Below are 23441 nucleotides of genomic sequence, written 5' to 3' on the forward strand. Positions count from 1 at the left end.
TTCGCCGTATTTGTCGATTTTCATTTGTGCTGCAGTGAATTAAGTTCAACCGGAGGAGTTGGACGGAGACGATGACGAATTGGGTCTACACATTCGGCGACGGTAAGGCCGAGGGGGGCGCCGGCGATTTTGAGCGGCTCGGCGGCAAGGGCGCAAATCTTGCTGAAATGTGCAATCTCGGCCTGCCGGTTCCACCGGGACTGACGATCGTCAGCGATGTCTGCAGCTTCTATTACAAGAACGGCCGTAAAATCCCTGAAGAGCTGAAGCCGCAGGTCATGCGAGGTCTGCAGCGAATGGAGGCCATCACCGGGCGCAAGTTCGGCGATACGGAACGACCGCTGCTGGTATCCGTGCGCTCCGGCGGTCGCGCCTCTATGCCGGGCATGATGGATACGGTTCTCAATCTCGGGCTCAATGACGCTACAGTGCAGGCGCTCGGCCACGATGCCGGCGATGCTCGTTTCGCCTGGGACAGCTACCGCCGCTTCATCCAGATGTATGCCGATGTCGTCATGGGTCTCGACAACGAGGTCTTCGAAGAGATCCTGGAGGATGAGAAGGCCCGGTTCGGTCATGAGTTCGATACCGATCTGACCGCCGTCGAATGGCAGCATGTCGTCTCGATCTACAAGGCAGTCATCGAGGAAGAATTGGGCGAGGCCTTCCCACAGGAGCCGGAAGTTCAGCTCTGGGGCGCTGTCGGTGCCGTTTTTGCCAGCTGGATGAACGCGCGCGCCGTCACCTATCGCAATCTGCATAATATTCCAGAGGCCTGGGGTACCGCCGTCAATATCCAGGCGATGGTGTTCGGCAATCTCGGCAATTCGTCCGCGACAGGCGTCGCCTTCACGCGAAATCCCTCGACGGGCGAGAAGGAGCTTTACGGCGAATTCCTCGTCAATGCGCAGGGTGAGGATGTCGTTGCCGGCATCCGAACGCCTCAGAGCATCACGGAAGTCGCCCGGATCGCGTCGGGCTATGACAAGCCGTCGATGGAAAAGCTGATGCCGGAAGCCTTTGCCGAGTTCCGCAGCATTTGCGCGCAGCTGGAAGCACATTACCGCGACGTACAGGACCTGGAATTCACCATCGAGCGCGGCAAGCTTTGGATGCTGCAGACCCGCAATGCCAAGCGCACCACCAAGGCGGCGATGAAGATCGCCGTCGACATGGTCGATGAAGGATTGATCACGGAGGACGAAGCTGTTTCCCGCATCGATCCGACGTCGCTTGACCAGCTTCTGCATCCGACGATCGACCCGCGCGTCCACCGCGAGGTCATCGGCTCCGGCCTGCCCGCATCTCCGGGGGCTGCCACGGGCGAAATCGTCTTCACCGCGGAAGAGGCGATCATTGCCGAGGAAGAAGGCCGCAAAGCCATTCTCGTACGGATCGAAACGAGCCCCGAAGATATTCACGGCATGCATGCCGCTGAGGCGATCCTGACCACGCGCGGCGGCATGACCAGTCACGCGGCCGTCGTTGCCCGAGGCATGGGCATTCCTTGCGTCGTCGGCGCCGGAACCATGCGCATCGACATGCGTAATGAGAAGCTGATCGGCATTGGCGTCACCTTGAAGAGGGGCGATATCGTCACGATAGACGGCTCTACCGGCCAGGTCCTGAAGGGCGAAGTGCCGATGATACAGCCGGAATTGTCAGGTGATTTCGGGCGCATCATGGCCTGGGCGGACCGCTCGCGCCGCATGACGGTGCGCACCAACGCCGACACACCTGCCGATGCGCGCGCGGCCCGTTCCTTCGGTGCCGAAGGCATCGGCCTTTGCCGCACTGAGCATATGTTCTTCGAAGGCGACCGTATCCATGTGATGCGCGAGATGATCCTAGCGGAGGACGAAACGGGGCGCCGTGCCGCCCTCGCCAAGCTCATGCCCATGCAGCGGCTTGATTTCACCGGCCTTTTCACCATTATGCATGGCCTGCCGGTGACGATCCGCCTGCTTGATCCGCCACTGCACGAATTCCTGCCGAAAACGGATGAGGAGATTGCCGAGGTTGCCGGCATCATGAGCATGGAGCCGGCCGCGCTGCGCCAGCGGGTGGATGCGCTGCACGAGTTCAATCCCATGCTTGGCCATCGCGGTTGTCGCCTGGCGATTTCCTATCCGGAGATCGTCGAAATGCAGGCCCGCGCCATCTTCGAGGCGGCGGTCCTCGCTGCACGCGAGACGGGGGCTGCCGTTGTGCCCGAAATCATGGTGCCGCTCGTCGGTCTGCGCTCGGAGCTCGATTACGTCAAGGCCCGCATCGATGAGGTGGCGCGCGCCGTGATGACCGAAGCGAAAATGAAGATCGACTATCTCGTCGGCACGATGATCGAGCTGCCGCGCGCGGCCTTGCGTGCCCATATCATCGCGGAGGCTGCCGAATTTTTCTCCTTCGGCACGAACGACCTGACGCAGACGACATTCGGCATGTCACGCGATGACGCTGCCGCCTTCATCCCGACCTATCAGCGCAAGGGCATCATCGAGCATGACCCCTTCATATCGCTCGATTTCGACGGGGTCGGCGAACTCATCCGCATCGCGTCGGAGCGCGGCCGCCGCACGCGCAACGACATGAAGCTCGGCATCTGCGGCGAGCATGGCGGCGATCCCGCGTCTATCCATTTCTGCGAGGATATCGGATTGGATTACGTATCCTGTTCGCCGTTCCGCGTGCCGATCGCGCGGCTTGCGGCGGCGCAAGCCGCGATCAAAGGGCGAGCCTGATTCTCTAATTCTGAAATATGCAGGTCAGTGGCGCCAGTAGCCGCGATGGTAGTAATATCCCGGACCGCCGACGACGATGGTCGGACCCCAGAAGAAGTCGTCATTGCTTTCCATGAAAGCCCGCTGATCCGCGCGCCGGCTAAGATCCTGATTCATCAGGCAATTGGCAAAGTTCTGGGTGCCTGGCTTAAAGCCATAGCCGCTGCATCTTGACGCATCCGCCGCCCGGATTTCTTCGGCCGTCTGGCAGGAGGAGAGTGCAAGCATAATGGCGAGAAGAGATAGTGCGGAAGCTGCGATACGCATGACATGTTATCCTGAGTGCGGATTTACAGGCACAGACTATAGCGTCGCGCGTGGTGGCGCGAAAGGCGTATTACCGCCGCAGCCGGGTTGCTTAGGCCGCTTCCTTTGGCTTTGTCGGCATCCGCTGCAAGAGATCGACAAAGGCATCGGCGAAGCGCAGCAGGTGCGCGGTGTCCTCATCCGGCTGCAGCAGGCGGATTTCCGCACCGTCTTCGTCCAGAGCGGCAAAGAGGGTGCGCATCGTTGCATTCCCTTCGGGAATTCGCAGCACCGCCAATCTGCGGCAATCGGGTATCAGCCCTTCAGCCGGCAGATCAAATAGAAAGTCGCCCTGCACTGCCGAAGCGGCCTTGCGCACGGCTTCGCAGAAGCCAGGTTCGCCGCCGGAAAAACCCTCAAGCGAAAGCTCCAGTTCAAGCAGCTCCAGCGGCAGGAACGGGTCGATCGTATCGGTTCCGGCAATCGCCGCTCCCGGCACTGATTTGGCAGTGACGTCTTGAGAAAGCATCGGTTCCATCTCATCAAGTCCTTTCACAGCCTCGATAAAACGCTAAAGAATGGCCTTTTTTAGGAATTTAAGCAAGTGCTCACGTTTTTGGTCTAGGCGTTACTGGTTTGAGCTTGGACAAAACATTGGACACCGACGCCGTGACATTCGATTTATTTTCGGCATTTCTTGATCTAAACATAAGTCGCTTTCCGGGATTCGGTGCATCCGGCTTCCGATCCGACGCGCCGACGAGCCTTTGATGACCATTCGTTTCGACCGTCCTGTTTCACATGCCGCCCGTGCCGCGCGTTTGATCGCTTCATTTGCATTGGTTCTCTGCGGAGTGACGCTGATCGGCCACCGTTTCGGCCCGCTGGAAACGCCTTACTTCGTTCTGCTGCTCCTGATTTCTGCCGGCTGCGCCATCCTGGCGGTGCTGCTCGCGGTGGTGGGCCTTGCGCAGCTCTGGCAGAGTGCCGCCATCGGCGGCGTCTCCGCCGTCAAGGCGCTCGTCTATGCCGCCCTGCCGCTTGCCATTTTCGGCTTCGGTGCCGAGCGCTATTGGACCCGGCCGCATATCTACGAGATTTCGACCGATCTCAACGATCCGCCGGAATGGCTGGCGACGCCGGATGCGCGGCAGTTGTGGCTGCCGCCGCGCCATCTGGTGACGCAGCAGGAACGCGAGGCGCAGTTCGATGCCTATCCCGCTTTGATCAGCCGCCGCTACGAGGGCGCCGCCGACCGTGTGTTGGAGGCGGTGCGCAAGGTTGCGCATGATTATCACATCACCATCGTCAAGGCCGAAGGCGCCGATGTGGCCGATCCGAATGGCAATGTGAGGCCGAAGCGGCGTGGACGCCCGCAGACCGTCAATCCAGCCCAGGATGACAGCGCCGCCGGCGATGTGCCCGCTATCGTTCCTGTGCCGACGCCACGTCCCTTCCGTGACGGAGTGGCGGAACTCATCCGCCAGAATACCGACGTCATTCTGCAGGGCGAGGTGCGAACCCGCATTTTTGGCCTGCCATGCGACATACTGATCCGTATTCGCGAGGAGGCGGAAACGACCCTGGTCGATATCCGTGTTGCCTCCCGCTACGGCCAGGATGATCTCGGGGTCAGCGCCGATCTGGCCGATGGCTACCTGAAGGCGCTGGATGCCGAACTGCTCGGCATCGCCGGAAGCTGAGACGGCTCAAGCCGGTCGATATGTTCCCAACAGCGCCGGCGGCCCATCGGTTTCCACCTGACCCTTCTCCACCAAGTCTTCCAGATGCGCCAGCACCGAAAGTGCTGCTGCGCCATGCAGGCGCGGGTCGGTATCGCGATAGATGGCTTTCACCATGTCCGGGATCAGCCGGTCGCCGGCCTTGATGCGTTCCAATACGGCGCGCTCGCGCATGCGCCGGTGGGTTCTGAGGCCGCGCATGAAGGAGGCCGGCTCCTTCACCGGCCCGCCATGTCCGGGCAGGAACAGCCGGTCGTCGCGGGCGAGAAGCCGCTCCAGCGAGGCCATGTAATCCGCCATCGATCCGTCAGGAGGCGCGACGATCGAGGTCGCCCAGGCCATGACATGATCGGCGGAAAAGACGATGCCCGTGCCCTCGAGCGCGAAGCAAGCGTGGTTGGCCGTATGGCCAGGCGTCAGCAGCGCCGTCATCGTCCAACCGTCTCCAGAGACGTTTTGACCATCGGCGAGCACGATATCGGGCTGAAACTCCATGTCGGAGCTTTCGGCAAAGGGATTGACCTCGCCCTGATGCAGCGGGCGTGCGGCCCGATGCGGCCCTTCGCCGACAGTCAGCGCCCCCGTCGCCTCCTTCAGCCGCTTCGCCAGCGGAGAGTGATCGCGATGAGTATGGCTGACGAAGATATGCGTGACCTCGCGCCCCTTCAGCGCCGCCATCAGGGCGGCGAAATGCTCTTCAGTCTCCGGGCCCGGGTCGATGATGGCGACGGAAGAGCCGCCGACGATGTAGCTGTTGGTGCCGTGGAACGTGAAGGCGCTGGGATTGTTGACCGTCATCCGCTCGATGCCAGGCACGACGGGGATGGCGCGGCCATAGGCGGGTTCGAAGGCGAGGTCGAAGTCGGGCGTGCTCATGATTGCTTGTATTCGATTTCGATGAATGACATCGGCTCGGTGCCGGCATTGACGACATTGCGCTCCACGCCCGCCTCGCGCCGGTAGGCAGCGCCCCTGGCGATATCGACACGCTTGATACCGCCGGGCTCCTCCAGCAGAAACTGGCAATCGGTCATCGGCACCACAACATAGCCAAGGCCGTGCACATGATGGCCGGTATCGGCGCCAGGCTCGAAATCCCAGCGCGTGATGCGGCAGACAGCGTCGTCGAGAAGCACGGTGGGCATGGCCGGAAGGCGGGCGCGAAACTGGCTCATCAAGCCTCCTCATTTCGGATGCAGTGCAGCAAGACCTATCATAGCGGCCGAAAAAGCGCACAGAAATATGCATCCGCACATCACTTAGTCATTGTAGCGCGATGCGACCTTTGCTAATCAGACGCCGATTTGGCTGGCATGACAGCTATTTCTCTGTTGGGGCGTCGCCAAGCGGTAAGGCACCGGTTTTTGGTACCGGCATTCCCAGGTTCGAATCCTGGCGCCCCAGCCACGCATAATTTGTGCAACAAAATCATATTGTTACGGCTCATTAGAAAATGCTAACCGTAACAGTTTTCCGCAGCATATTTCCGTATCAGCGTCCCAGCGTCCCTATCAGCACTCGGTTGCCTTCCTTGTTGCCGCACTCGCACCGCAGCTTACCCCGTAAGTTTATGAGGTATTGATTCCCTATCTCCCGGTCGACGGCCCGCTTGTCCAGCCACGAGACACGGCCGCATTTTCCACACTTCGCGCCGAGCACTTCCCATTCACGGAGTGATTTCAGGCTATCGTATTGTTGGCCGTCATGTTCCCGGTAGTCGGCGGGAGGGAAGGGTGGGGCTAGCTCGATGCCGCGACGATGCTTCATGATTATGCTTCTCGCTGAAACTTCGGCGCCAGCCGCGCACCAGGCCTTTGCCTATGAGCAAGGAAGCGATTTCAAGTTGGTCATGAAAGAAGCAGCATCAGCTATCACACTCCGGAGCGCGGCCAGCGCGTCCCCTGCGTGAGCGTCGAGCCCAGCCTGCGCAAGGTTTTCATCTGCTAACGACTGGTGGGCTTCAGCGGCCATGGTTGCTCCTCTGAAAAAGTCTTATGTTCACATTTGTTCTCAAAATCGCGAGAGTCAACCAGATTCTGGGCGGGGCCTTGCGGATGAGTCTTACATAATGTAAGACTCAATCTTACAGGCAGTAAGACTCGACCTTGTGCCCGTATCGCAGCCGTAGATGAAGCGACAACGAAAGCGAAAAGCCGGTGTTTATGTCAACAGTCCAGCAAGCAATCTTGGAGTTACTCATGAAAAAGCCAGGTCTATACGGGCTTGAGATGGTCAAGGCTTCTGCGTTGCTCAAGCGAGCGACGATCTATGTTCACTTGCAGCGTATGGAAGAAAAGAAGTGGATACGATCCGAGGCCGAGAAGGACCCGTCAATGTCGGGGATGCCGCGGCGTCGATACTTCATTACCGGCGAGGGGCAGCGCGCATTTAACGCCTCGAAAGCGTCCGCCGAAGTTTTTGCTTTGCCAGTGGGGAGTGCCATTTAATGAATGGTCGGGTAAGAGCTTTTGATCACGCACAAGCACACCTCATTGCGAAAACGAAGCGCTGGCTGCGATACTTGGGATGGATGTTGGTAGCAGGTTTCGCTTTTGTCATAACCGCAACTGTCATCATTTACTTTGATAAATCGAGCGGTCAAACCACTCCGACGAGCACGTTCGTGTATGTCACCATGGCTTCTGGAGCCCTGGTTACAACTGCACTTTTCTCGATTTCCGCATATCTCCTAAAACTATTAAGACAATTGACCCGAGCTTCGGTGATCGCGGACGCACCTTGCGGAAAGCTATTGGCGTTTTTTCGGTTTTTACTCCCCCGCAAGACATTCGAAAATCTCGTAGTGCAGATCGTGGCAGACGGGCGAGAGGAATACTTTGAAGCTCTTTCGGAGGGTCGTCGGAGGCACGCTCAATACATTAATATAAGGACACATGCTATTGTGTTGTTCTCCCTCGCGCTCTCAGCGGTGACCTCGCTCGTGGCCAAGATTGTTTTCGCCGCATGGAAAGCTGTGATTGGCGCAGGCTGAGCTTCTTCACTAGACGAGCGCCGGCCCGGGTTATGGCAGCATCATTTGACAATGGCACGATTGAGGCGAGACACTTGCAGCCAATACAACCGTGATTCGGAGGTCTGAAATGTGGGAACGCGCTCATGAAGCCTGGCTCTTGCAGCTAAGTATTCAGGTTGAAACCCTTGAGCGATTTGTCGCCTCGCTGCCGGGCGCTGCCAAGGTAGATTTTGCAGCGATAAAGGCGGCCTTAGAAAAGGAATACAACGGCCCTCATGGCGACGTCGTGAGGGCGGAAACAATCGCCCGCTGGGTTGACGTTGCTCCCAAGCGCATTGGTGCAATGGCGACTGGGCAAGAGATTCCAGAATTTGATCCTGAGTCGTCCAACTAATCCTGCCGGTGAAAATCGGCGCCTTGGCCTCTAAAGTGGCCGATCTCTTCCACCGTGCGACCGTCGCGTTGATCTTTGGCTGGACCTGTTGTCGAGTGTGATCGGTTGCTGCATGATCGGAGAGGTAAGCTAAAAGGGTGATTCTATGGCCGAATCCGAGACGCAAAAACCTGACCCGTTCATTTTTAAGAAAGCGCCGGAAGACGCACCGGCAGATGTTCGTATGGCGGTCGCTATGGAGTTCATAGCCAAGCATATCGGGGAGATTAGCCGGAGCGTAGATCACCTTAACACTCAGATGGACTCTCTTGTGCGCGCAGCTGAGATGTAAATTAAGATGGATCTAAAGTCTTTTGTGAAGACGGCGCTAAACGATCTGATGGATGCTGTGCAGGAAACCATCGAGGAACGCAAGGCGGCGGGAAGGCACGGCTACATCATCCCAAAACTCACGATCCCGACGAAATGGAAATCGACACTATTAAGTTTGACATTGCGATTTCGGCAACCAATGAGACGCAGGGAAAGGCTGCCGGAGGGTTGGAAGTTTGGGGTGCAAAGGTCGGTGCCGATGGAAGTCATAAGCACGAGGCGTCCAATGTCAGCCGCATCGAATTCACGTTAGGTATATCGTGGCCGCATACTCACATGGTTGACGCCAAGAGAGTAGTTTGCCCCGAGACTTGATAATTCATATGAGAACCGCCGACCGAAAATCGCGGTCTTCTTCTAGCCTACGCTCTTTCTCCAAATCGCAATCATATTATCGATCTTCGGCTGCACCCTGCGGCGTGCTTCCTTTCGACGAACACCGTCATTATTCCCCTACTTAAATATTGTTTGACCATTTTCCTCCACTGTAGTCGCCATCATCTCGATACAGGCGATCATGAACCACGCTCCTCACGAATTGCTGCTTTCCATCGTTGCCCCCTGCCACAATGAAGAGGAGGGGCTTGGCGAGTTTTGCCAGCGGGCGGTGGCGACGGCGCGGGGGATTGCCGGTGAGGCCTTCGAGATTATCTTGGTGGATGACGGGTCGACCGACGGCACCTGGGAGGTGATTGCCTCGCTTGCTGCAGAGACGCCGCAGGTGCTCGGCGTGCGCCTGATGCGCAATCACGGTCATCAGCTTGCGGCGACCGCCGGCCTTGCCGCCTCGCGCGGCGAGCGGGTGCTGCTGATCGATGCCGATCTGCAGGATCCGCCGGAACTGTTGCTGCTGATGATGCCGATCATGGATCGCGGCGCGGATGTCGTCTATGGCCAGCGTGTGCGCCGGCAGGGGGAGAGCTGGTTCAAGCTCACCTCCGCCTCGCTCTTCTACCGGCTGCTGTCGCGGCTCGCCTCGGTGGCGATCCCACGCGATGTCGGCGATTTCAGGCTGATGCGGCGCCGCGTTGTCGATATCCTGCTGGCCATGCCGGAGCGCGACCGCTTCATCCGTGGCATGGTGAGCTGGATCGGCGGCAAGCAGGTGGCGCTGCCCTATGAGCGCGATGCGCGCTTTGCCGGCAGGACCAAATATCCGCTGCGCAGGATGATCAATTTCGCGCTCGATGCCATCACCAGCTTTTCCACCGTACCCTTGCGCGTCAGCACCTGGCTTGGCCTTGCGAGCGCCGGCTTCGCCGCCTTGCTGCTTCTTTATACGCTTATCCGCTGGTTTGCGGGCGAAACGATCGTCGGCTGGTCCAGCATCATGGCCGCCATCACCGCCTTCAGCGCCATCCAGCTCATCTGCATCGGGATCATCGGCGAATATATCGGCCGCCTGGTGCAGGAAAGCAAACGGCGGCCGATGTTCATGATCGAAAGCCTGCTGCAGGGCGGCCGCCCGCTCGAGATTCCCAGTGACTTTTCCGATCTGGACGCGGCGGGCAAACGGCACGCGCTTGATCGTGCCCTGAGCGGCACAGGCGAAATAGCTGACAAGGCGGAACAGGTAAGGGTAGTCCGCTGATGCCGCAACCACTCGCGAGTTTGCCGTTATCGGAAGGCGGGGCTGTTTCCGCGGCTGTGTGCAAAACAGCCGATACAGACGCCGCCATCGTCAGGCAGAAGCCGGGTCTTGCAATCGCCGTCTTTTTAGTTCTTGTCGCGATTTTCGTCACCGTCTTCAAGTTCCCGCCGATCCTCGACTATCCCAACCATTATGCCCGCACGTGGCTGCTCGCCGGCGGCATCGACACGCCGCCCTTTCACGAAATCTATGCGCTCGATTGGAACAGGACCTTCACCAATGTCGGTATCGATCTCGCTGCTTATTGGCTGGGGCCGCTGATCGGCGTTTCCCTGCTGGCGCGCGGCTTCCTCTTCTTCGCGATTGTGCTGCCGCCGCTTGGCGCGATCGCCCTGCACAGGCGGCTGCATGGCGGCGGTTATTACTGGCAGATCGCCATATTGTATTTCGCCTGGTGCGCGACGCTGATCGGCGGCTTTATCAATTTCCAGATCGGGCTTGGCATGGCGCTGCTTTTCGCGACTGCCGACCATGCTCTGCAGTCTCGCAATCCGGTTATGCTGTTCGTTTGGCGCCTGTTTGCCGGCCTGCTGCTGACAGTGATGCATATTTTTTCGCTGGGCTTCTATATGGCGCTCGTCTGCGGACTCGAATTCTCGCCGACGATGGCGGTCTTGAGATCGCCTAGCGCATTCCTGCATCTGTGCTGCAGGCTATTGATCTCGATGCTGGCCTGCACCTTGCCGGCGATCTGTCTATTCCTCTACCAGCCTGTCCTGCCGGATGGTGGCGGTGGGCTGGATGCATCCTGGAACGATTTATTCGTTCTGATCCTGGCCAACCTCATGTCGGCACTGTGGAGTTATGCGCTGCTGGCCGACATGCTGCTCCTGATTCCGCTGATTCTTGTTTGCACCTATGCGGCTCGCACGCGCTGCCTGTCAGTCCATGCCGGCATGGCGATCGCAACTGCCGGCCTGCTGCTGCTGGCCTGCGTTGCGCCACGTCACGTGCTCGGCACCGGCTGGATCAGCTGGCGTTTTCCGATCATGACGGCGCTGGCAGCCATGGTGATGATCTGCCCGTTGCCGCGCCTGCCACGCCACCAGGCCTTTCTTGTCATGCTGATGCTCTCGACCGTCGTGTTAGGTCGAACCACGTGGATCGGCTTCAACTGGTGGCAGGGGGATGCCGATGCCGCGGCCGTTAGAACAGTACTTGCGGCCGTGCCCCAGGGAGCGGCCGTCTTGCCGGTCGTGCGGCAGCAAAACGAGCACGGTCCTGCGGATCATCGTTATTTCGCCTGGAACCAGGATACGTTCCGGCACCTGCCGACGCTCGTCGTCCCTTATGCCCATGCCTTCGTGCCGACGGTCTTCACCGCCAAAGGCAAACAGCCGCTGACCGTGTTGCCGCCCTGGAGCGACATCGCAGTGCCGGAAGGCAATCTGTTTTCCATAAGCCTGCTGGATTGCCCCGACGAGATCAGGGTTACCGGCGGTGTCGCACCCTATCTCAACGATTGGCGGCGGCGCTTCGATTTTGTCCTGCTCGTCAACGCGGATGTCGAGGATCGTTTCGGCGGCGCTGTTCCGCAAGGCGTCAAGCTTGTTGCCGAAACGAACTTTGCCAAGCTCTATGCCGTCGACAAGACCTTCGTACCCGCTGCCGACGCGCCGAAGCCGAAAAGCTGTGCCGCACTCGCCGCTGCAAACGGCTGAAGCTTAAAACGCAACAGGCGACCCTTGCGTGCCGCCTGCTGGCATTGTCTCGTGATGAAGCTTTAGCCTCAGCTTGCTTTTTCGGCCCTTTCCGCCGGCGCCAGAAGTTCGGCGCAATAGGATGGTCCGCTGACGCCGGGCTGGTCGCCGAGGATTTTAACCGAGCGGATTTCGTAGCTCTGGTTGGTAACGATGTCGGCCTTGCAGCTGAGGGAGCGCTTGCCGGCTTTCTTGCCGTCCTTGTTGACGATGGTGACGTTCTTGTAGCCGCCACGCCAGGTGTAGACGCGATTACCGCCTTCATCGCGATCTGAGATCGGCGGGCCGTAAGCCGCGAAGAAGCGGCCTGCGGACTGGCCCTGCCAGCGATCCTGTACCGGGTTCTTCGCAAGCAGCGGCAGGGCTGCTGTCGTTGTTGTCGTCGTGGTGCTGCAACCGGCCAGCGCCAGCAACAGTCCAGCCGCGGTCATCATGCGGATATTCATCGTGTCGTCCTTGAGCTTCTGTCACGCATAAGGTTGCGGAAAGGCCGCTGTCCCACGGCATTTCCACCTGTCCCGCTTAGGGCTTTAGCGCCAAAGCCGGCAAAAGAAAATTCCCATCAGCGTGTACAAACGGGATTTTACTTGATCTGTTGCGTCTTTTGCACGCCGGCATTTTCAGCCACTGTTTCCTGCCGGTTTTCTAGGCAGATGCGGCTGTAATTTTTTCGTCAAAAATCAGATGCTTTTTTTGAATTTGGTGCTTGTGCATCAAAAATGGCTGGTCTATAGAAGCGCCGCTGGTCACGGAGTGTAGCGCAGTCTGGTAGCGCACCACGTTCGGGACGTGGGGGTCGAGTGTTCGAATCACTCCACTCCGACCAGCTTAAAATACTGATCTTGTTCCCGAAAAATCTCCCATTTAAGAGTGCTGTCTGCTCGCCTTACAGGGCCGGGCGAGGTTTCGCCAATGCCTGATGGCGGCGTTTCGATCAGACCGTCTCGCTCTTCAAGGACGGGCGTATGAGGCTTTGCCGCAATCCTTCTGGTGCCTGTCGCCTATTCCCCCTTTCATAAGCTCACATCCAAACCGCGCCTCAGGTACGCTTTTACAAAACCAGCTCTTTTTGTCGCCCGAAGCACCATATACAAGGAAGAGGGACGTGCATCCGACTCAGGCGAGAGTTCGGCTGGCAGGTGCTGGAGCGGAGTAACGGAATGGGTCTTGTTGACGGGGTGGCCAGATTGGCTGGGGAGACGATCATGGGGCGACGGCAGACTAACAGCGCTTTGCGCAGTAAGGCCGTTGGAAAGAGATTGGGAATCGCTACCGGCTTCAGTGTGCTGGCGTTGAGCGCCGCATTTCTTCTGGGTTCCAGCAGCAATGCCCTGCGTGCCGCCGATTGCGGCAATGTCGCCGGACCTGGGCTTGACTGGAGCGGCTGCAGCAAGACCAATATCATGCTGCAGAGCAGCGACCTTCACGGTGCCAATCTGGCCGGCGCGCATTTCGACAGCACCGATCTCAGCGACACCAATCTGACCTCGGCCAATCTCGAGAAAGCGACTCTGGTGCGTGCCTGGCTGAAGAATGCCAAGGCCGATGGTGCCAACTTCGCAAAGATCGAGGCATATCGCTCCGATTTCAGCAGTGCCTCCGCCAACGGCGCGTCCTTTGCCAATGCCGAATTGCAGCGCGCCGAATTTGCCGGCGCGCAGCTGAAGAACGCCGATTTTCAGAAGGCGGAGCTCGGCCGTGCCGATTTCGACAAGGCCGTGCTGACGGGCGCGAATTTCTCCTTCGCCAATCTCTCGCGCGCCACGTTGAATGGCGCGGTGATGGACGGGTCGACTTCCTTCAGTGGCGCCTTCATGTATCTGACGCGCATCGAGGGTCTTGATCTTTCGAAGGCAAGCGGTCTGCAGCAGGCGCAGATCAATCTGGCTTGTGGGGACAACACGACCATATTGCCGTCCTGGCTGAAGGCGCCGTCCAGCTGGCCTTGCCCGCCCGATGAGAAGGACTGATAGTCTCTTCGCGACAGACACTCGAAAGAGCAACACATGTTCGTAGAAAAACCGATCTCACACGACAGCAAGCCCGAATTCTATCGAGAGCTTGCGGATCAGTTGAAGGCCTTGCTTGATGGTGAGCGCGATGGGATTGCTAACGCGGCCAATACCTCGGCGCTGATCTTCCAGATGCTGCCGGAGCTTAATTGGGCGGGCTTTTATTTCCTTCACAGGGAAGACGAGCTTGTGTTGGTGCCGTTTCAAGGCAAGCCCGCTTGTGTCCGCATTGCCGTCGGTCGCGGCGTCTGCGGAACAGCGGTCGAAAGGGCGCAGTCGGTCCTCGTCGAGGATGTGCATGCCTTTCCCGGGCATATCGCCTGCGATGCGGCCTCGCGGTCGGAGCTGGTCGTGCCGCTCTTTCGCGATGGGAAGGTCTTCGGCGTCATCGATCTCGACAGCCCGCTGCCCGGCCGCTTCGATGGTGACGATCAAGCCGGTATCGAGGCGCTCGCCGCGATTTATGCGGCCTCAAGCGAGGCGAATGGCTAAGCTGCAGGAAGGGCTGGGCGTCACGCAGTCGTGATCGATATGGCAAATCGATCGCGTGATACCTATATTGGCCCTGCAAACACTCCCTCAGCGCTGCTCGAGCTTCATCCGGCCCTCTCCGTGTCCCCAGGACCAGGCCAAGCTCGGAGGGCGTGCCGAGGGGCAAGGAGAACAACAATGGGCAAATACAGCAAGACGGCAGAGGCCATCGCCAAGCTTACCCCTGAGCAGTATCGAGTGACGCAGCAGAGCGGCACGGAACGTCCCGGCTCCGGTGAATATCTCTATAACAAGCAGCCGGGCATCTATGTCGATATCGTCTCGGGCGAGCCGCTTTTTGCTTCCGCCGACAAATTCGATTCCGGCTGCGGCTGGCCGAGCTTCACCAAGCCGATCGAACCCGCCAATGTCAGCGAATTGACCGACATGTCGCATGGCATGGTGCGCGTCGAAGTGCGCTCGGCCAATGGCGACAGCCATCTGGGCCATGTTTTCCCGGATGGTCCGATCGATCGCGGCGGCTTGCGCTATTGCATCAATTCCGCCTCGCTTCGCTTCGTGCCGCGTGACCGCATGGAGGCAGAGGGCTATGGTGCCTATATCGATCAAGTGGAGGATGTAAGATGACAACGGAACGTGCAGTTCTCGCCGGCGGTTGCTTCTGGGGCATGCAGGATCTCATCCGCCGGTACAACGGCGTCATCTCGACGCGCGTCGGCTATAGCGGCGGCGATGTCCGCAACGCCACCTACCGCAATCACGGCACCCATGCCGAGGCGATCGAAATCATTTTCGATCCGCAGAAGATCAGCTATCGCGATCTGCTGGAATTCTTCTTCCAGATCCATGATCCGACCACGCGCAACCGGCAGGGCAACGATGTCGGTTTGAGCTACCGCTCGGCGATCTTCTACACCAGCGAAGAGCAGAAGCAGGTCGCGTTGGATACGATCGCCGATGTCGACGCTTCCGGCCTTTGGCCCGGCAAGGTCGTCACTGAGGTCGCCCCCGTCGGCGATTTCTGGGAGGCAGAGCCGGAGCACCAGGATTATCTGGAGCGCTATCCGAACGGCTATACCTGCCACTTCATCCGGCCGGGCTGGAAACTGCCGCGCCGGCAGGCCGACGCAGCGCAGCGTGCGGCGTCCTGATGAAAGGATCGGCCGGCGCTGGCCGGCTGGACTCCTTCCTTGGCTCATGGGAGGTGAAGCGGCGGATCATCGATCGCTTCAATCGCTCCCTGGTCACATTCGAAGGGCAGGCGTTCGTTACGCCTGTCCAGTTCGAGGAACATGGCGATACGCGAAGCGACCATGCAACGCTGAGAAGCAGCCGCACCTATCGGCTTGACGATGCCGACGACGATCTCGTCGTGCGTTTCCCCAATCTTTCGGAATTCATTCGCATCGGTGAGGGCGCCTCGCAGCGTGTCACCCATCACTGCGGTCCCGATCTTTATCGAGGCCGTCTGTTCTTTCGCACGTCGGATGATTGGGCGGAGATGTGGCATGTGCGCGGGCCTAGAAAAAACTATCTGAGCCTCGCGCACTACCGACGCATTTGATCGGAACCCGTCTCCCGAATGGGAGGCCGCGTTAGCGAGCCTGGCGCCGTGCCCGGACGGCCTTCGCCAAATCTTCCAGCGTGCGCACCGAGGTCGGCCAGTCGATGCAGCCATCCGTGATGCTTTGGCCGTAAACCAAAGGCTTGCCCGGCACGAGATCCTGGCGGCCGGCGACGAGATTGCTCTCCATCATCATGCCTTTGATCCGCCGATCCCCGCCTGCGACCTGCTCCGCGACCGATGTGACGACGAGCGGTTGGTTTTCCGGGTTCTTGCTGCTGTTGGCATGGCTGGCGTCGATGATGATGCGCGGCTCGAGCCCGACCTTGAGGGACTGTTCTGCCGTCGACTGCACGCTCTCGGCGTCATAATTGGGCTCTCTGCCGCCTCGCAGGATGATGTGACAATCCTCGTTGCCGCGGGTCGAGGCGATCGCGGCAAGACCTTCCTTGGTCACGGCCGGGAAGTGATGCGGCTGCGATGCCGCGACGATCGCGTCGAGCGCGATGCGCACGTCGCCATTCGTGCCGTTCTTGAAGCCGACAGGGCAGGAGAGGCCGGATGCGAGCTGCCGATGCACCTGGCTTTCGGTCGTCCTCGCGCCGATCGCGCCCCAGCTCACCAGATCGGAAATATATTGCGGTGTGATCGTATCGAGATATTCGCAGCCTGCCGGCAGACCGATCTCGTTGACGTCGAACAGCAGCTTGCGGGCGATGCGCAGTCCTTCCTCGATGCGGTAGCTGCCGTCGAGATGTGGGTCGTTGATTAGGCCCTTCCAGCCAACCGTCGTGCGCGGCTTCTCGAAATAGACGCGCATGATGATTTCGAGATCGTCTGAGAAACGGTCGCGCTGTTCCTTCAGCCGTGCCGCGTAATCAAGCGCTGCGACCGGGTCGTGAATGGAGCAGGGGCCGATCACAACGATCAGTCGGTCGTCTTCGTCGCGCAGGATGTTGTGGACGGCGTTGCGTGCCCCGGTGACAGTCGCTGTCACCGCCTCGTCGCGGGGGATTTCATCGATAATTCGAGAGGGCGGCGTCAGCGCCGTGATCTCGACAATGCGCAAGTCGTCAGTGGAATTCAACACGGTATCGGTTCCTTTTGGGGTCATACCGTGGCGACAAAAAAGCCGCCAGGTAGAACTAGCGGCTGTTCGGGTCTTTGCTGTCGTGTCTTTTCTAACTACGCACAGGCCCGTCTCCGCTGAGAGCAGCGGTACGAATAAAATCGCGCGGAATATGCGTGAGCGAAAGACATGGGCTGTCTCTACGATAAAAAATGCCTGGTGTCGATGAGGAAGATTGAGATTTCAGACGGCATGCTGCAGAGCCAGCCTTCAGAAAAATTGACTTACCCCTGTCTCGGAAGGATCGGCCCGACTTCGCTGGAAGTAAGGCCGATCCCCATCCGATCAGGGGTCAAGTCAGATCAGATCTCAGTAAAGTGGTCTTAGAAGCTACGCTGGAAGCGGAGAACGCCAGCCCACTGGTCCTGATTGATGGAGTCCCAGTTGGTGTAGGATACTTCCGGCGTGATCTGCAGGTTCTTGACCGGGTTCCAACGGACGTTCGCGGTGGCTGCGAAAATCTTCGAGTCGGTGTAGGCAACCTGAGCGTTCGCCTGCAGCTTTTCGTTGATCGGAACGGTGAAGCCGCCCCAGACAGCCCAGTCGCCCCAGCCGATGCCCTTGGCAGAGCCAGCGCCGTTGGCGTTTGCATACTTGTTCAGCTTGTCACCATCGGTGTTCCAGCCGCCCATCAAGAAGGCCTTGAAGACGCCGAAGTCGGCATCGACGCGAGCCTTGATGGCGCCTTCTTCGACGATGGAGTCATAACCGCCGACGATCTTAAAGCCGAAGTTACCAGCCTTGTAACCAGCACCGGCAACAACATCCGGAGCGTAGTGGTTGGTGCTGTTTTCGCCGTTTGCGCCCGTAGCGCCCGAACCGGAGTTCGAGTCTTCAACCGAGATCACAGCCGTGAAGCCGTTGCCAGCGTCATAGTTGTAGGTCAACTGGTTGAGTTCGTACGGGCCGTCATTGACCACGTCGTCGTTGATGACATTGCCAGCGTAACCGATGTACGAGTTGTACTGGGAGTCAGCCTTACCGACCAGGAAGCCACCGAGGCTGATGTTTGCGAACAGCAGCTTCGTGGTGGTCGAGCCGCCATCCTGCCAGTCCCAACGGATGACCGTGTTGGTCTTCAGCGGGCCATATTCGGTGTCGGTCGCAGTGTCGAGGCTCAGATGAGCGCGCGTGTGCCAGAGCGTGCCATTGTGGCTGTTCGGGTTGTAGGCGTCGTACCACTTGCCTTCGGTACGGACATAACCGCCGATCTTGAGGCAGGTTTCGGTGCCCGGGATGAAGAAGTAGCCAGCGCCATATGCGTCGCAGATGCGAACGTATTCCAGCGGTTCCGGCTCGGCAGCAACGATAGCGTCGGCTGCCTGAGCGCCAGAAACTACTGCCAGGGCAGCAGCGGAGCCGAGAAGAAGGCTCTTGATGTTCATAAAAACTCCAATCCAATATAGATTGGGCATAGGCAATCGCGCCGAAAAATCGACGTGCCTTAACCCTATCCCTGTTTAAAAACCCCGACTCGGGAGAAACGGGCCCCACCCGCTTCTGGTCGCTATTAAAGACGAATTCCTGCAAAGTTATATGATATATTTTTCTCGGGATGACTTTTTCGTGAAATTTAAGTTCGAGTTGCAAGAAAGCAACAGGCGTAAACAAAATGATAAGTTCTGCATAATATTGGCTACGCAATAGTCATTTTAAGATAGAATGCGGTTTCTTATCTTATTCGAATATTATTTTAATATTTATTGCGGCGTGCTCGGCCAAATGCAGTTGCCCATTTGGTGGCTACACCACGTCATCGCCCTCTCGCGGCAGCCAAGGGATCTATTCAGGCCATCGCCAGCTCTTCCGGTCGGTTAGTATGAGGCTGGTCGCTTCGAGGCTGAGACGATGAGTTTGCTTAATATAGAGCCGATCATGATGCCCCAGAGCCCGCTGGTCATGCCGACGATGATGTCGAGCGGCGAACCGTAATTGCCGCTTGCCAACAGATGCGAAAGGGAAAGCGCCAGCACGCTGCCGATCATCAGGAGACAAGTGAAGGAGGGAGACTGCGGGTAGGCGAGGCGGGCAAGCATGCCTGCTACGCAGAGCGCAAGGGCGCGAAAGATGTCAAACGGATTGCCGAATGTGGCCTGCCAATTGAGATGAGCAAGCGTTACGCCGATAAGCGCCGCAATATAGGTCCAGGCAATAATCTTCAAAAACCGGTCTGATATCATGGGGATATGATATAGCAGCGGCGAATATAAACGCCAGCCTGACGCCGCTGCGAAGATCGTTGGCGCACGAATCTAGCGCGCACATTTTATGTGGTTTCGAAATATTCTGTTGCGGCGCGGTAAGGTTTTCGGCCGTGTTTGGCCTTCGATTCGCCTTCTTGCTGTGCCGCCGTCAGTGAGTGGACTGGCCGCGTTACCTTTCCGGCCAGTCATCAATGCGCTTAAGCTTTCGATACGCGAAGCGCATCTTCATCCTCGTCCAATTGCTCTTCATCGTCTGCGGCAACGGTTGATGATGAACGGCCGAGGAAGGAAAAGACGACGATCGCCGTCAGGACAGTGATGGCAGTCAGAAGCCAGAGGAGCGCGCCGAAGGCGTTGCCATAACCCAGAATAAGCGTGTCATGCCCGATTGCCGGCACAGTCGATGCCGCGGCGGTCAGATTGCCTGTTACGAGCTGCTGGGCAGCCATAGCGGCGTGCTCGCCAGCGGATACGCCGAGATTCGATTGAATGAAGGCGGAGAGGATGGCGCTGACGACGGCAAGCGCCACCCCTTCGCCGGCGACGCGGGTGGTGCTGAAGATGCCGGTCGCCATGCCGGCTCGCTCCTTGGGGACGACGCTGACGGCAAGCCCGTCCATCAGGCCCCAGGGCAAGCTGATGCCGACCCCGATCGTCAGCAGCGGACCGATGAGAGCGGATGGGGCCGAGCCGGCGGCAAAATGGCTAAGCCAGAAAAGGCCCGTCGCCGAGATGATGAGACCGGCGCCGCAGATCGTTGCGGGGCTGAACCAGCGGGTGAGGAGCCCGGCGACGATCGGCAGGATGAGCAGCGGCGCCGAAAGCGCGACCATCATCCGCCCGGCGGCGATCTCGCTCATGCCTTCGATGCCGACGAAACGCACGGGCAGCAGGATCAGCAATACGACGAAAGCATAGGCGGGTGCTGCCGCCAGAAGCTGTACGCCGACGAAACGCGGATAGCGAAACAGGCTGAGATCCAGCATGGGTCGCTTCACGACGCGCTCGATGATAGCGAAGGCAAGAAAGAGCACTGCGGCGCCGGCCAGCAGGGCGATGACGAGCGGATCACTCCAGCCGGTTTCCGGCGCGCGCAGAACGCCATAGGTGAAGAGCGTCAAGGCAAGTGTAAAGCTCAGGGCGCCCGGCCAATCTAGCCCCGCCGCATCGGGATCTTTGGATTCGCGCAGGAAACAGGCGCCGAGGCCAAGTGCGAGCAATGCCAGCGCAACCACGAGGATGAAGATGGAGGGCCAGCCGAAGGCATCGATCATCAGGCCGGATGCGATCGGCCCGAAGGCGAGACCGACGCCGAAGCTGGAGCCGACGATGCTGAAGGCACGCATCCTTGCCGCCCCGTCGAACTCCTGAGCCAGCGAGGCCATGCCACCGGAAAAGGCGGCCGCGGCGCCGAGGCCCTGCAGTGCCCTCAGTATATCGAACCAGACGATGTTGTTGGCCAGCGCCAATCCGGCCGAGAACAGCGCGAAGCAACCGACGCCGGTCAGAAAGATGCGCCGGCGGCCAAAACTGTCTGCCAGCGCGCCCGAGGCCATCAGGCAGCTGCCGAAGGTCAGCATGAAGGCGTTGGTGACCCAGTTGAGCGCGATCGGGCTGCCGCCGAGCATGCGGCTGATGGCCGGCAGGGCGACGGCTGGGCCGGTGAATGTTAGCGGCATCGCCGCTGCAGCGCAGCAGACGGCGACAAGGACGAAGAATTTCTCGGTCGGACTTGCGACCTTTGTCTGGGGAGAGGTCATCGGATTACCGTTGGGTTCGAGCAAGGAAGGAAGCGGCAGGCAATCTTGGGAGTGATGTTGGCCAAAGGCCTGCGCCTGCGCTTCAAATGACCTGAGCAAGATATATTCGCTGCAATCAGATGATAATTGCTCTATTTTTCCATATATACCGGAACAAAACTCTCGAATGGAGCGCGCCCATGGATCGTTTAAGCGGATTGACAGCCTTCGTTCGCACCGCAGATCTCGGCAGCTTTGCCGCTGCCGGACGCGTGCTCGGCCTTTCGGCCTCCGCTGTCGGCAAGGCGGTCAGCAATCTGGAGCATCAGCTTGGCGTCCGGTTGCTGCAGCGTTCCACGCGCAGCATTCGGTTGACCGAGGAAGGGCGGCTCTTTCACGAGCGTTGCCGGCGCGTGCTTGACGATCTCGACGATGCGCAAGCCTCGCTTGCGCAGGCGGTCGCCGTGCCGCGCGGGCGGCTGCGGGTCAGCGTGCCCATCGTCAGCTATCACTTCCTCTTGCCCGTCGTGCCGGAATTCGTTGCTCGTTATCCCGAGGTCGAGCTCGACATCGATTTCAACGACCGTATCGTCGATATGATCGAGGAGGGGGTCGATGTCGCGATCCGCAGCGGCGATCTGCCGGATTCGCGGCTGATATCGCGCACCTTGCGCCCGTTTCAGATGTTGCTCTGCGCTGCGCCCAGCTATCTCGAACGCTTCGGCATTCCCGGTTGCCCGCGTGATCTCAACGAGCATCTGGCCGTCAGGTTTCGTTTCCCGAATAGCGGCAAGCTGCAGGATTGGCCATTGAAAATGCCCGAGAGCGAGGCGGATCTGCGCATGCGAACGGCTTTCTCCTGCAACAATATGGAAGCGGTGCGCGGCGCGACCGTCGCCGGCCTCGGCATCGGCTGCATGCCGGATTTCCTCGTGCGCAGCACGCTTGCGGAAGGAAAGCTCAGAACCGTTCTTGACGATTTCATCGACGAACCCGGCCATTTCCATCTGCTCTGGCCATCCAACCGCCATATGTCGCCCAAGGTCCGCGTTTTCGTCGATTTTCTGAGCGAGCGGCTGTTCGCGAAAAGCTGCGATGTCTTGCCGGCGACCACTGCCGCTTAGGACAGAAGCTTTGGGGCCGGCTCGAATACCCTCTGTTGGTCATAATGATAATTTCCAGAATCGCCTGAGAGACAGTTGTCGCGGGAGTTCGATTTTGCGACGATGTTGGCTTCATATGCAGACCTGCCGCAGCAATCCGCGGTTCCCAACTGCCAAAATTTGGAAATCCCAATGAGCCGCTTCTGGAGCCCGATTGTTCATTCCTTGACCCCCTATGTCGCCGGCGAGCAGCCGACCACCGGCGCAATAACCAAGCTCAATACCAATGAGAGCCCTTACGGTCCTTCGCCGCTTGCCCTGGAGGCGATCTCTAAGGCTACATCCGATACGCTTCGGCTCTATCCGGATCCGACGGCGCAGGAGCTGCGCATCGCAATTGCCGAAAGCTCCGGGCTCGACAAGGACGAGGTCTTCGTCGGCAATGGATCTGACGAGGTTTTGGCTCATACGTTCCAGGCGCTACTCAACCATGAAGAGCCCCTGCTTTTTCCCGATATTACCTATAGCTTCTATCCCACCTATTGCCGCCTCTATGGGATCGAGTTCCGGCAGATTCCGGTCGATACCGAAATGCGCGTCCGCATTGACGATTATCGCCAGCCCTGCGGCGCGATCATCCTGCCCAATCCCAATGCACCCACGGGGATCGGCCTGCCTCTGGCTGATATCGAAACCCTTCTCCGGGATCATCCCGATCAGGTCGTTGTTATCGACGAAGCCTATGTCGATTTCGGCGGCGAGAGCGCGGTTCCACTCGTCCGCACATATCCAAACCTCGTGGTAATCCAGACCCTCTCGAAGTCGCGCGGGCTTGCCGGCTTGCGTGTCGGTTTCGCCGTCGGACAACGGCCGCTAATCGACGCTTTGGAAAGGGTCAAAGACAGCTTCAATTCCTTTCCTCTCGACCGGCTCGCGCAGGCAGGTGCGGTAGCGGCCTGGAAAGATCGCGACTGGTTCGAACGCCATCGCGCCATGATCATCGCCAGCCGCGAGCGATTGGCTGCCGCGCTCGGGGAGCTAGGCTTTCACGTCCTGCCGTCATCCACCAATTTTCTGTTCGCGCGCCACCCGAGCCGGCCAGGTGCGGAACTGGCGGCAGAGCTGCGAAGCAGGAACATTCTGGTAAGACGGTTTTCCGGCGAGCGTATCGGCGACTTCCTGCGCATCAGCATCGGCACGGATGAGGAGTGCGACCGGCTGGTGACGGCGCTCGGCGAGATATTGCATTGATTGGCAGCCTCGAAAGGACTGCTCCGAGACTTGCTGTTAAAGGTGGTGATTGGCTTTCAATCCAACCAGCTGTGGTCGTGCTGTCGCCGCA

23 protein-coding genes and 2 tRNA genes are annotated in these 23441 nt (G+C 59.1%); 16 read left to right on the top strand and 9 right to left on the bottom strand.

What is annotated here, in order from left to right; all coding sequences use genetic code 11:
* Window positions 1-71 precede the first annotated feature (71 nt).
* Window positions 72-2738 (top strand): pyruvate, phosphate dikinase, encoded by a 2667-nt coding sequence (ppdK, locus tag FBZ97_RS12855; protein WP_145320857.1) that lies wholly within the window; start codon window positions 72-74, stop codon window positions 2736-2738.
* Between the two features lie 24 nt (window positions 2739-2762).
* Here ppdK and FBZ97_RS12860 read toward each other — a convergent pair whose 3' ends face one another.
* Window positions 2763-3044 carry a hypothetical protein gene (locus FBZ97_RS12860; protein WP_113353938.1) on the bottom strand — a complete coding sequence of 94 codons (282 nt, stop codon included), beginning with the start codon at window positions 3042-3044 and terminating at the stop codon, window positions 2763-2765.
* A 91-nt stretch (window positions 3045-3135) separates the two neighbouring features.
* On the bottom strand, window positions 3136-3552 hold the full coding sequence (locus tag FBZ97_RS12865) for a hypothetical protein (protein WP_113331985.1): 417 nt from the start codon (window positions 3550-3552) through the stop codon (window positions 3136-3138).
* A gap of 241 nt (window positions 3553-3793) precedes the next feature.
* On the opposite strand from FBZ97_RS12865, the gene FBZ97_RS12870 reads away from it, so the two are divergent.
* The gene (locus FBZ97_RS12870; RefSeq protein WP_145320855.1) at window positions 3794-4726 is read left to right on the top strand and encodes a DUF1499 domain-containing protein; all 933 of its coding nucleotides are present in this window, start codon (window positions 3794-3796) and stop codon (window positions 4724-4726) included.
* A gap of 6 nt (window positions 4727-4732) precedes the next feature.
* On the opposite strand, the gene FBZ97_RS12875 is transcribed toward FBZ97_RS12870, so the two are convergent.
* Window positions 4733-5641, bottom strand: a complete 909-nt coding sequence (locus FBZ97_RS12875; protein ID WP_145320853.1) for an MBL fold metallo-hydrolase — start codon at window positions 5639-5641, stop codon at window positions 4733-4735.
* Window positions 5638-5940, bottom strand: a complete 303-nt coding sequence (locus FBZ97_RS12880) for a cupin domain-containing protein (RefSeq protein WP_145320851.1) — start codon at window positions 5938-5940, stop codon at window positions 5638-5640. Before FBZ97_RS12880 ends, FBZ97_RS12875 begins: the two co-directional genes overlap by 4 nt.
* A 157-nt stretch (window positions 5941-6097) precedes the next feature.
* Between FBZ97_RS12880 and FBZ97_RS12885 the strand changes: the two genes are divergently transcribed.
* The 6 genes from FBZ97_RS12885 (at window position 6098) to FBZ97_RS12910 (ending at window position 11817) form a co-directional block, all read left to right on the top strand.
* Window positions 6098-6172: transfer RNA gene (locus FBZ97_RS12885), tRNA-Gln, on the top strand.
* 755 nt (window positions 6173-6927) lie between these two features.
* Complete coding sequence (locus FBZ97_RS12890) at window positions 6928-7212, top strand: helix-turn-helix transcriptional regulator (RefSeq protein ID WP_145320849.1); 285 nt, start codon at window positions 6928-6930, stop codon at window positions 7210-7212.
* Window positions 7212-7757, top strand: a complete 546-nt coding sequence (locus FBZ97_RS12895; protein WP_145320847.1) for a hypothetical protein — start codon at window positions 7212-7214, stop codon at window positions 7755-7757. Before FBZ97_RS12890 ends, FBZ97_RS12895 begins: the two co-directional genes overlap by 1 nt.
* A gap of 109 nt (window positions 7758-7866) precedes the next feature.
* Entirely contained in the window at window positions 7867-8133 is a 267-nt protein-coding gene (locus tag FBZ97_RS12900) for a hypothetical protein (protein ID WP_145320845.1), read from the top strand.
* 889 nt (window positions 8134-9022) lie between these two features.
* The gene (locus FBZ97_RS12905) at window positions 9023-10096 is read left to right on the top strand and encodes a glycosyltransferase family 2 protein (RefSeq protein WP_145320843.1); all 1074 of its coding nucleotides are present in this window, start codon (window positions 9023-9025) and stop codon (window positions 10094-10096) included.
* Window positions 10096-11817, top strand: coding sequence for a hypothetical protein (locus FBZ97_RS12910; protein WP_246661761.1), 1722 nt, complete (start codon window positions 10096-10098; stop codon window positions 11815-11817). The genes FBZ97_RS12905 and FBZ97_RS12910 overlap by 1 nt, the downstream gene beginning before the upstream one ends.
* Before the next feature lie 68 nt (window positions 11818-11885).
* Here the strand turns inward: FBZ97_RS12910 and FBZ97_RS12915 are convergent, their stop codons facing one another.
* Entirely contained in the window at window positions 11886-12302 is a 417-nt protein-coding gene (locus FBZ97_RS12915) for a hypothetical protein (protein WP_145320841.1), read from the bottom strand.
* Between the two features lie 303 nt (window positions 12303-12605).
* Between FBZ97_RS12915 and FBZ97_RS12920 the strand changes: the two genes are divergently transcribed.
* The 6 genes from FBZ97_RS12920 to FBZ97_RS12945 all read left to right on the top strand — a co-directional run bounded on the left by FBZ97_RS12920 (window position 12606) and on the right by FBZ97_RS12945 (window position 15924).
* Window positions 12606-12682 (top strand) — tRNA-Pro (locus tag FBZ97_RS12920).
* A 433-nt stretch (window positions 12683-13115) separates the two neighbouring features.
* Window positions 13116-13826, top strand: coding sequence for a pentapeptide repeat-containing protein (locus FBZ97_RS12925; RefSeq protein ID WP_113353943.1), 711 nt, complete (start codon window positions 13116-13118; stop codon window positions 13824-13826).
* Window positions 13827-13862: 36 nt separating this feature from the next.
* A complete protein-coding gene (locus tag FBZ97_RS12930; protein WP_145320839.1) occupies window positions 13863-14360 on the top strand; it encodes a GAF domain-containing protein in 498 nt (165 codons plus the stop codon).
* A gap of 177 nt (window positions 14361-14537) precedes the next feature.
* A complete protein-coding gene (gene msrB / locus FBZ97_RS12935) occupies window positions 14538-14987 on the top strand; it encodes a peptide-methionine (R)-S-oxide reductase MsrB (RefSeq protein WP_069613810.1) in 450 nt (149 codons plus the stop codon).
* On the top strand, window positions 14984-15511 hold the full coding sequence (msrA, locus tag FBZ97_RS12940; RefSeq protein WP_145320838.1) for a peptide-methionine (S)-S-oxide reductase MsrA: 528 nt from the start codon (window positions 14984-14986) through the stop codon (window positions 15509-15511). Before msrB ends, msrA begins: the two co-directional genes overlap by 4 nt.
* Window positions 15511-15924 (top strand): DUF6314 family protein, encoded by a 414-nt coding sequence (locus tag FBZ97_RS12945; RefSeq protein WP_113331927.1) that lies wholly within the window; start codon window positions 15511-15513, stop codon window positions 15922-15924. The genes msrA and FBZ97_RS12945 overlap by 1 nt, the downstream gene beginning before the upstream one ends.
* 31 nt (window positions 15925-15955) lie before the next feature.
* On the opposite strand, the gene FBZ97_RS12950 is transcribed toward FBZ97_RS12945, so the two are convergent.
* The 4 genes from FBZ97_RS12950 to FBZ97_RS12965 all read right to left on the bottom strand — a co-directional run bounded on the left by FBZ97_RS12950 (window position 15956) and on the right by FBZ97_RS12965 (window position 21017).
* Window positions 15956-17014 (bottom strand): 3-deoxy-7-phosphoheptulonate synthase, encoded by a 1059-nt coding sequence (locus FBZ97_RS12950; protein WP_145320836.1) that lies wholly within the window; start codon window positions 17012-17014, stop codon window positions 15956-15958.
* Between the two features lie 362 nt (window positions 17015-17376).
* Window positions 17377-18438: a porin gene (locus tag FBZ97_RS12955; protein WP_113331924.1), complete on the bottom strand. Its 1062-nt coding sequence runs from the start codon at window positions 18436-18438 to the stop codon at window positions 17377-17379.
* A 429-nt stretch (window positions 18439-18867) separates the two neighbouring features.
* Window positions 18868-19215 (bottom strand): hypothetical protein, encoded by a 348-nt coding sequence (locus tag FBZ97_RS12960; RefSeq protein ID WP_113353945.1) that lies wholly within the window; start codon window positions 19213-19215, stop codon window positions 18868-18870.
* A 239-nt stretch (window positions 19216-19454) separates the two neighbouring features.
* Entirely contained in the window at window positions 19455-21017 is a 1563-nt protein-coding gene (locus FBZ97_RS12965; RefSeq protein WP_145320834.1) for an MFS transporter, read from the bottom strand.
* Between the two features lie 179 nt (window positions 21018-21196).
* Here FBZ97_RS12965 and FBZ97_RS12970 point away from each other — a divergent pair, with 179 nt between their 5' ends.
* Entirely contained in the window at window positions 21197-22120 is a 924-nt protein-coding gene (locus FBZ97_RS12970) for a LysR family transcriptional regulator (RefSeq protein WP_113331923.1), read from the top strand.
* A 171-nt stretch (window positions 22121-22291) separates the two neighbouring features.
* A complete protein-coding gene (hisC, locus tag FBZ97_RS12975; protein ID WP_145320832.1) occupies window positions 22292-23350 on the top strand; it encodes a histidinol-phosphate transaminase in 1059 nt (352 codons plus the stop codon).
* The last annotated feature ends 91 nt before the right edge of the window (window positions 23351-23441 follow it).

The sequence above is a fragment of the Rhizobium sp. ERR 942 genome (assembly GCF_007828395.1).
Classification (GTDB): Bacteria; Pseudomonadota; Alphaproteobacteria; order Rhizobiales; family Rhizobiaceae; genus Rhizobium; species Rhizobium dioscoreae.

Coding starts and splice junctions, on each gene's coding strand:
- msrA (WP_145320838.1), top strand. CDS start 14,984: ATGACAACGGAACGTGCAGTTCTCGCCGGCGGTTGCTTCTGGGGCATG.
- FBZ97_RS12895 (WP_145320847.1), top strand. CDS start 7,212: ATGAATGGTCGGGTAAGAGCTTTTGATCACGCACAAGCACACCTCATT.
- msrB (WP_069613810.1), top strand. CDS start 14,538: ATGGGCAAATACAGCAAGACGGCAGAGGCCATCGCCAAGCTTACCCCT.
- FBZ97_RS12910 (WP_246661761.1), top strand. CDS start 10,096: ATGCCGCAACCACTCGCGAGTTTGCCGTTATCGGAAGGCGGGGCTGTT.
- FBZ97_RS12970 (WP_113331923.1), top strand. CDS start 21,197: ATGGATCGTTTAAGCGGATTGACAGCCTTCGTTCGCACCGCAGATCTC.
- FBZ97_RS12870 (WP_145320855.1), top strand. CDS start 3,794: ATGACCATTCGTTTCGACCGTCCTGTTTCACATGCCGCCCGTGCCGCG.
- FBZ97_RS12965 (WP_145320834.1), bottom strand. CDS start 21,017: ATGACCTCTCCCCAGACAAAGGTCGCAAGTCCGACCGAGAAATTCTTC.
- FBZ97_RS12890 (WP_145320849.1), top strand. CDS start 6,928: ATGTCAACAGTCCAGCAAGCAATCTTGGAGTTACTCATGAAAAAGCCA.
- ppdK (WP_145320857.1), top strand. CDS start 72: ATGACGAATTGGGTCTACACATTCGGCGACGGTAAGGCCGAGGGGGGC.
- FBZ97_RS12880 (WP_145320851.1), bottom strand. CDS start 5,940: ATGAGCCAGTTTCGCGCCCGCCTTCCGGCCATGCCCACCGTGCTTCTC.
- FBZ97_RS12875 (WP_145320853.1), bottom strand. CDS start 5,641: ATGAGCACGCCCGACTTCGACCTCGCCTTCGAACCCGCCTATGGCCGC.
- FBZ97_RS12900 (WP_145320845.1), top strand. CDS start 7,867: ATGTGGGAACGCGCTCATGAAGCCTGGCTCTTGCAGCTAAGTATTCAG.
- FBZ97_RS12915 (WP_145320841.1), bottom strand. CDS start 12,302: ATGAATATCCGCATGATGACCGCGGCTGGACTGTTGCTGGCGCTGGCC.
- hisC (WP_145320832.1), top strand. CDS start 22,292: ATGAGCCGCTTCTGGAGCCCGATTGTTCATTCCTTGACCCCCTATGTC.
- FBZ97_RS12865 (WP_113331985.1), bottom strand. CDS start 3,552: ATGCTTTCTCAAGACGTCACTGCCAAATCAGTGCCGGGAGCGGCGATT.
- FBZ97_RS12930 (WP_145320839.1), top strand. CDS start 13,863: ATGTTCGTAGAAAAACCGATCTCACACGACAGCAAGCCCGAATTCTAT.
- FBZ97_RS12905 (WP_145320843.1), top strand. CDS start 9,023: ATGAACCACGCTCCTCACGAATTGCTGCTTTCCATCGTTGCCCCCTGC.
- FBZ97_RS12945 (WP_113331927.1), top strand. CDS start 15,511: ATGAAAGGATCGGCCGGCGCTGGCCGGCTGGACTCCTTCCTTGGCTCA.
- FBZ97_RS12955 (WP_113331924.1), bottom strand. CDS start 18,438: ATGAACATCAAGAGCCTTCTTCTCGGCTCCGCTGCTGCCCTGGCAGTA.
- FBZ97_RS12860 (WP_113353938.1), bottom strand. CDS start 3,044: ATGCGTATCGCAGCTTCCGCACTATCTCTTCTCGCCATTATGCTTGCA.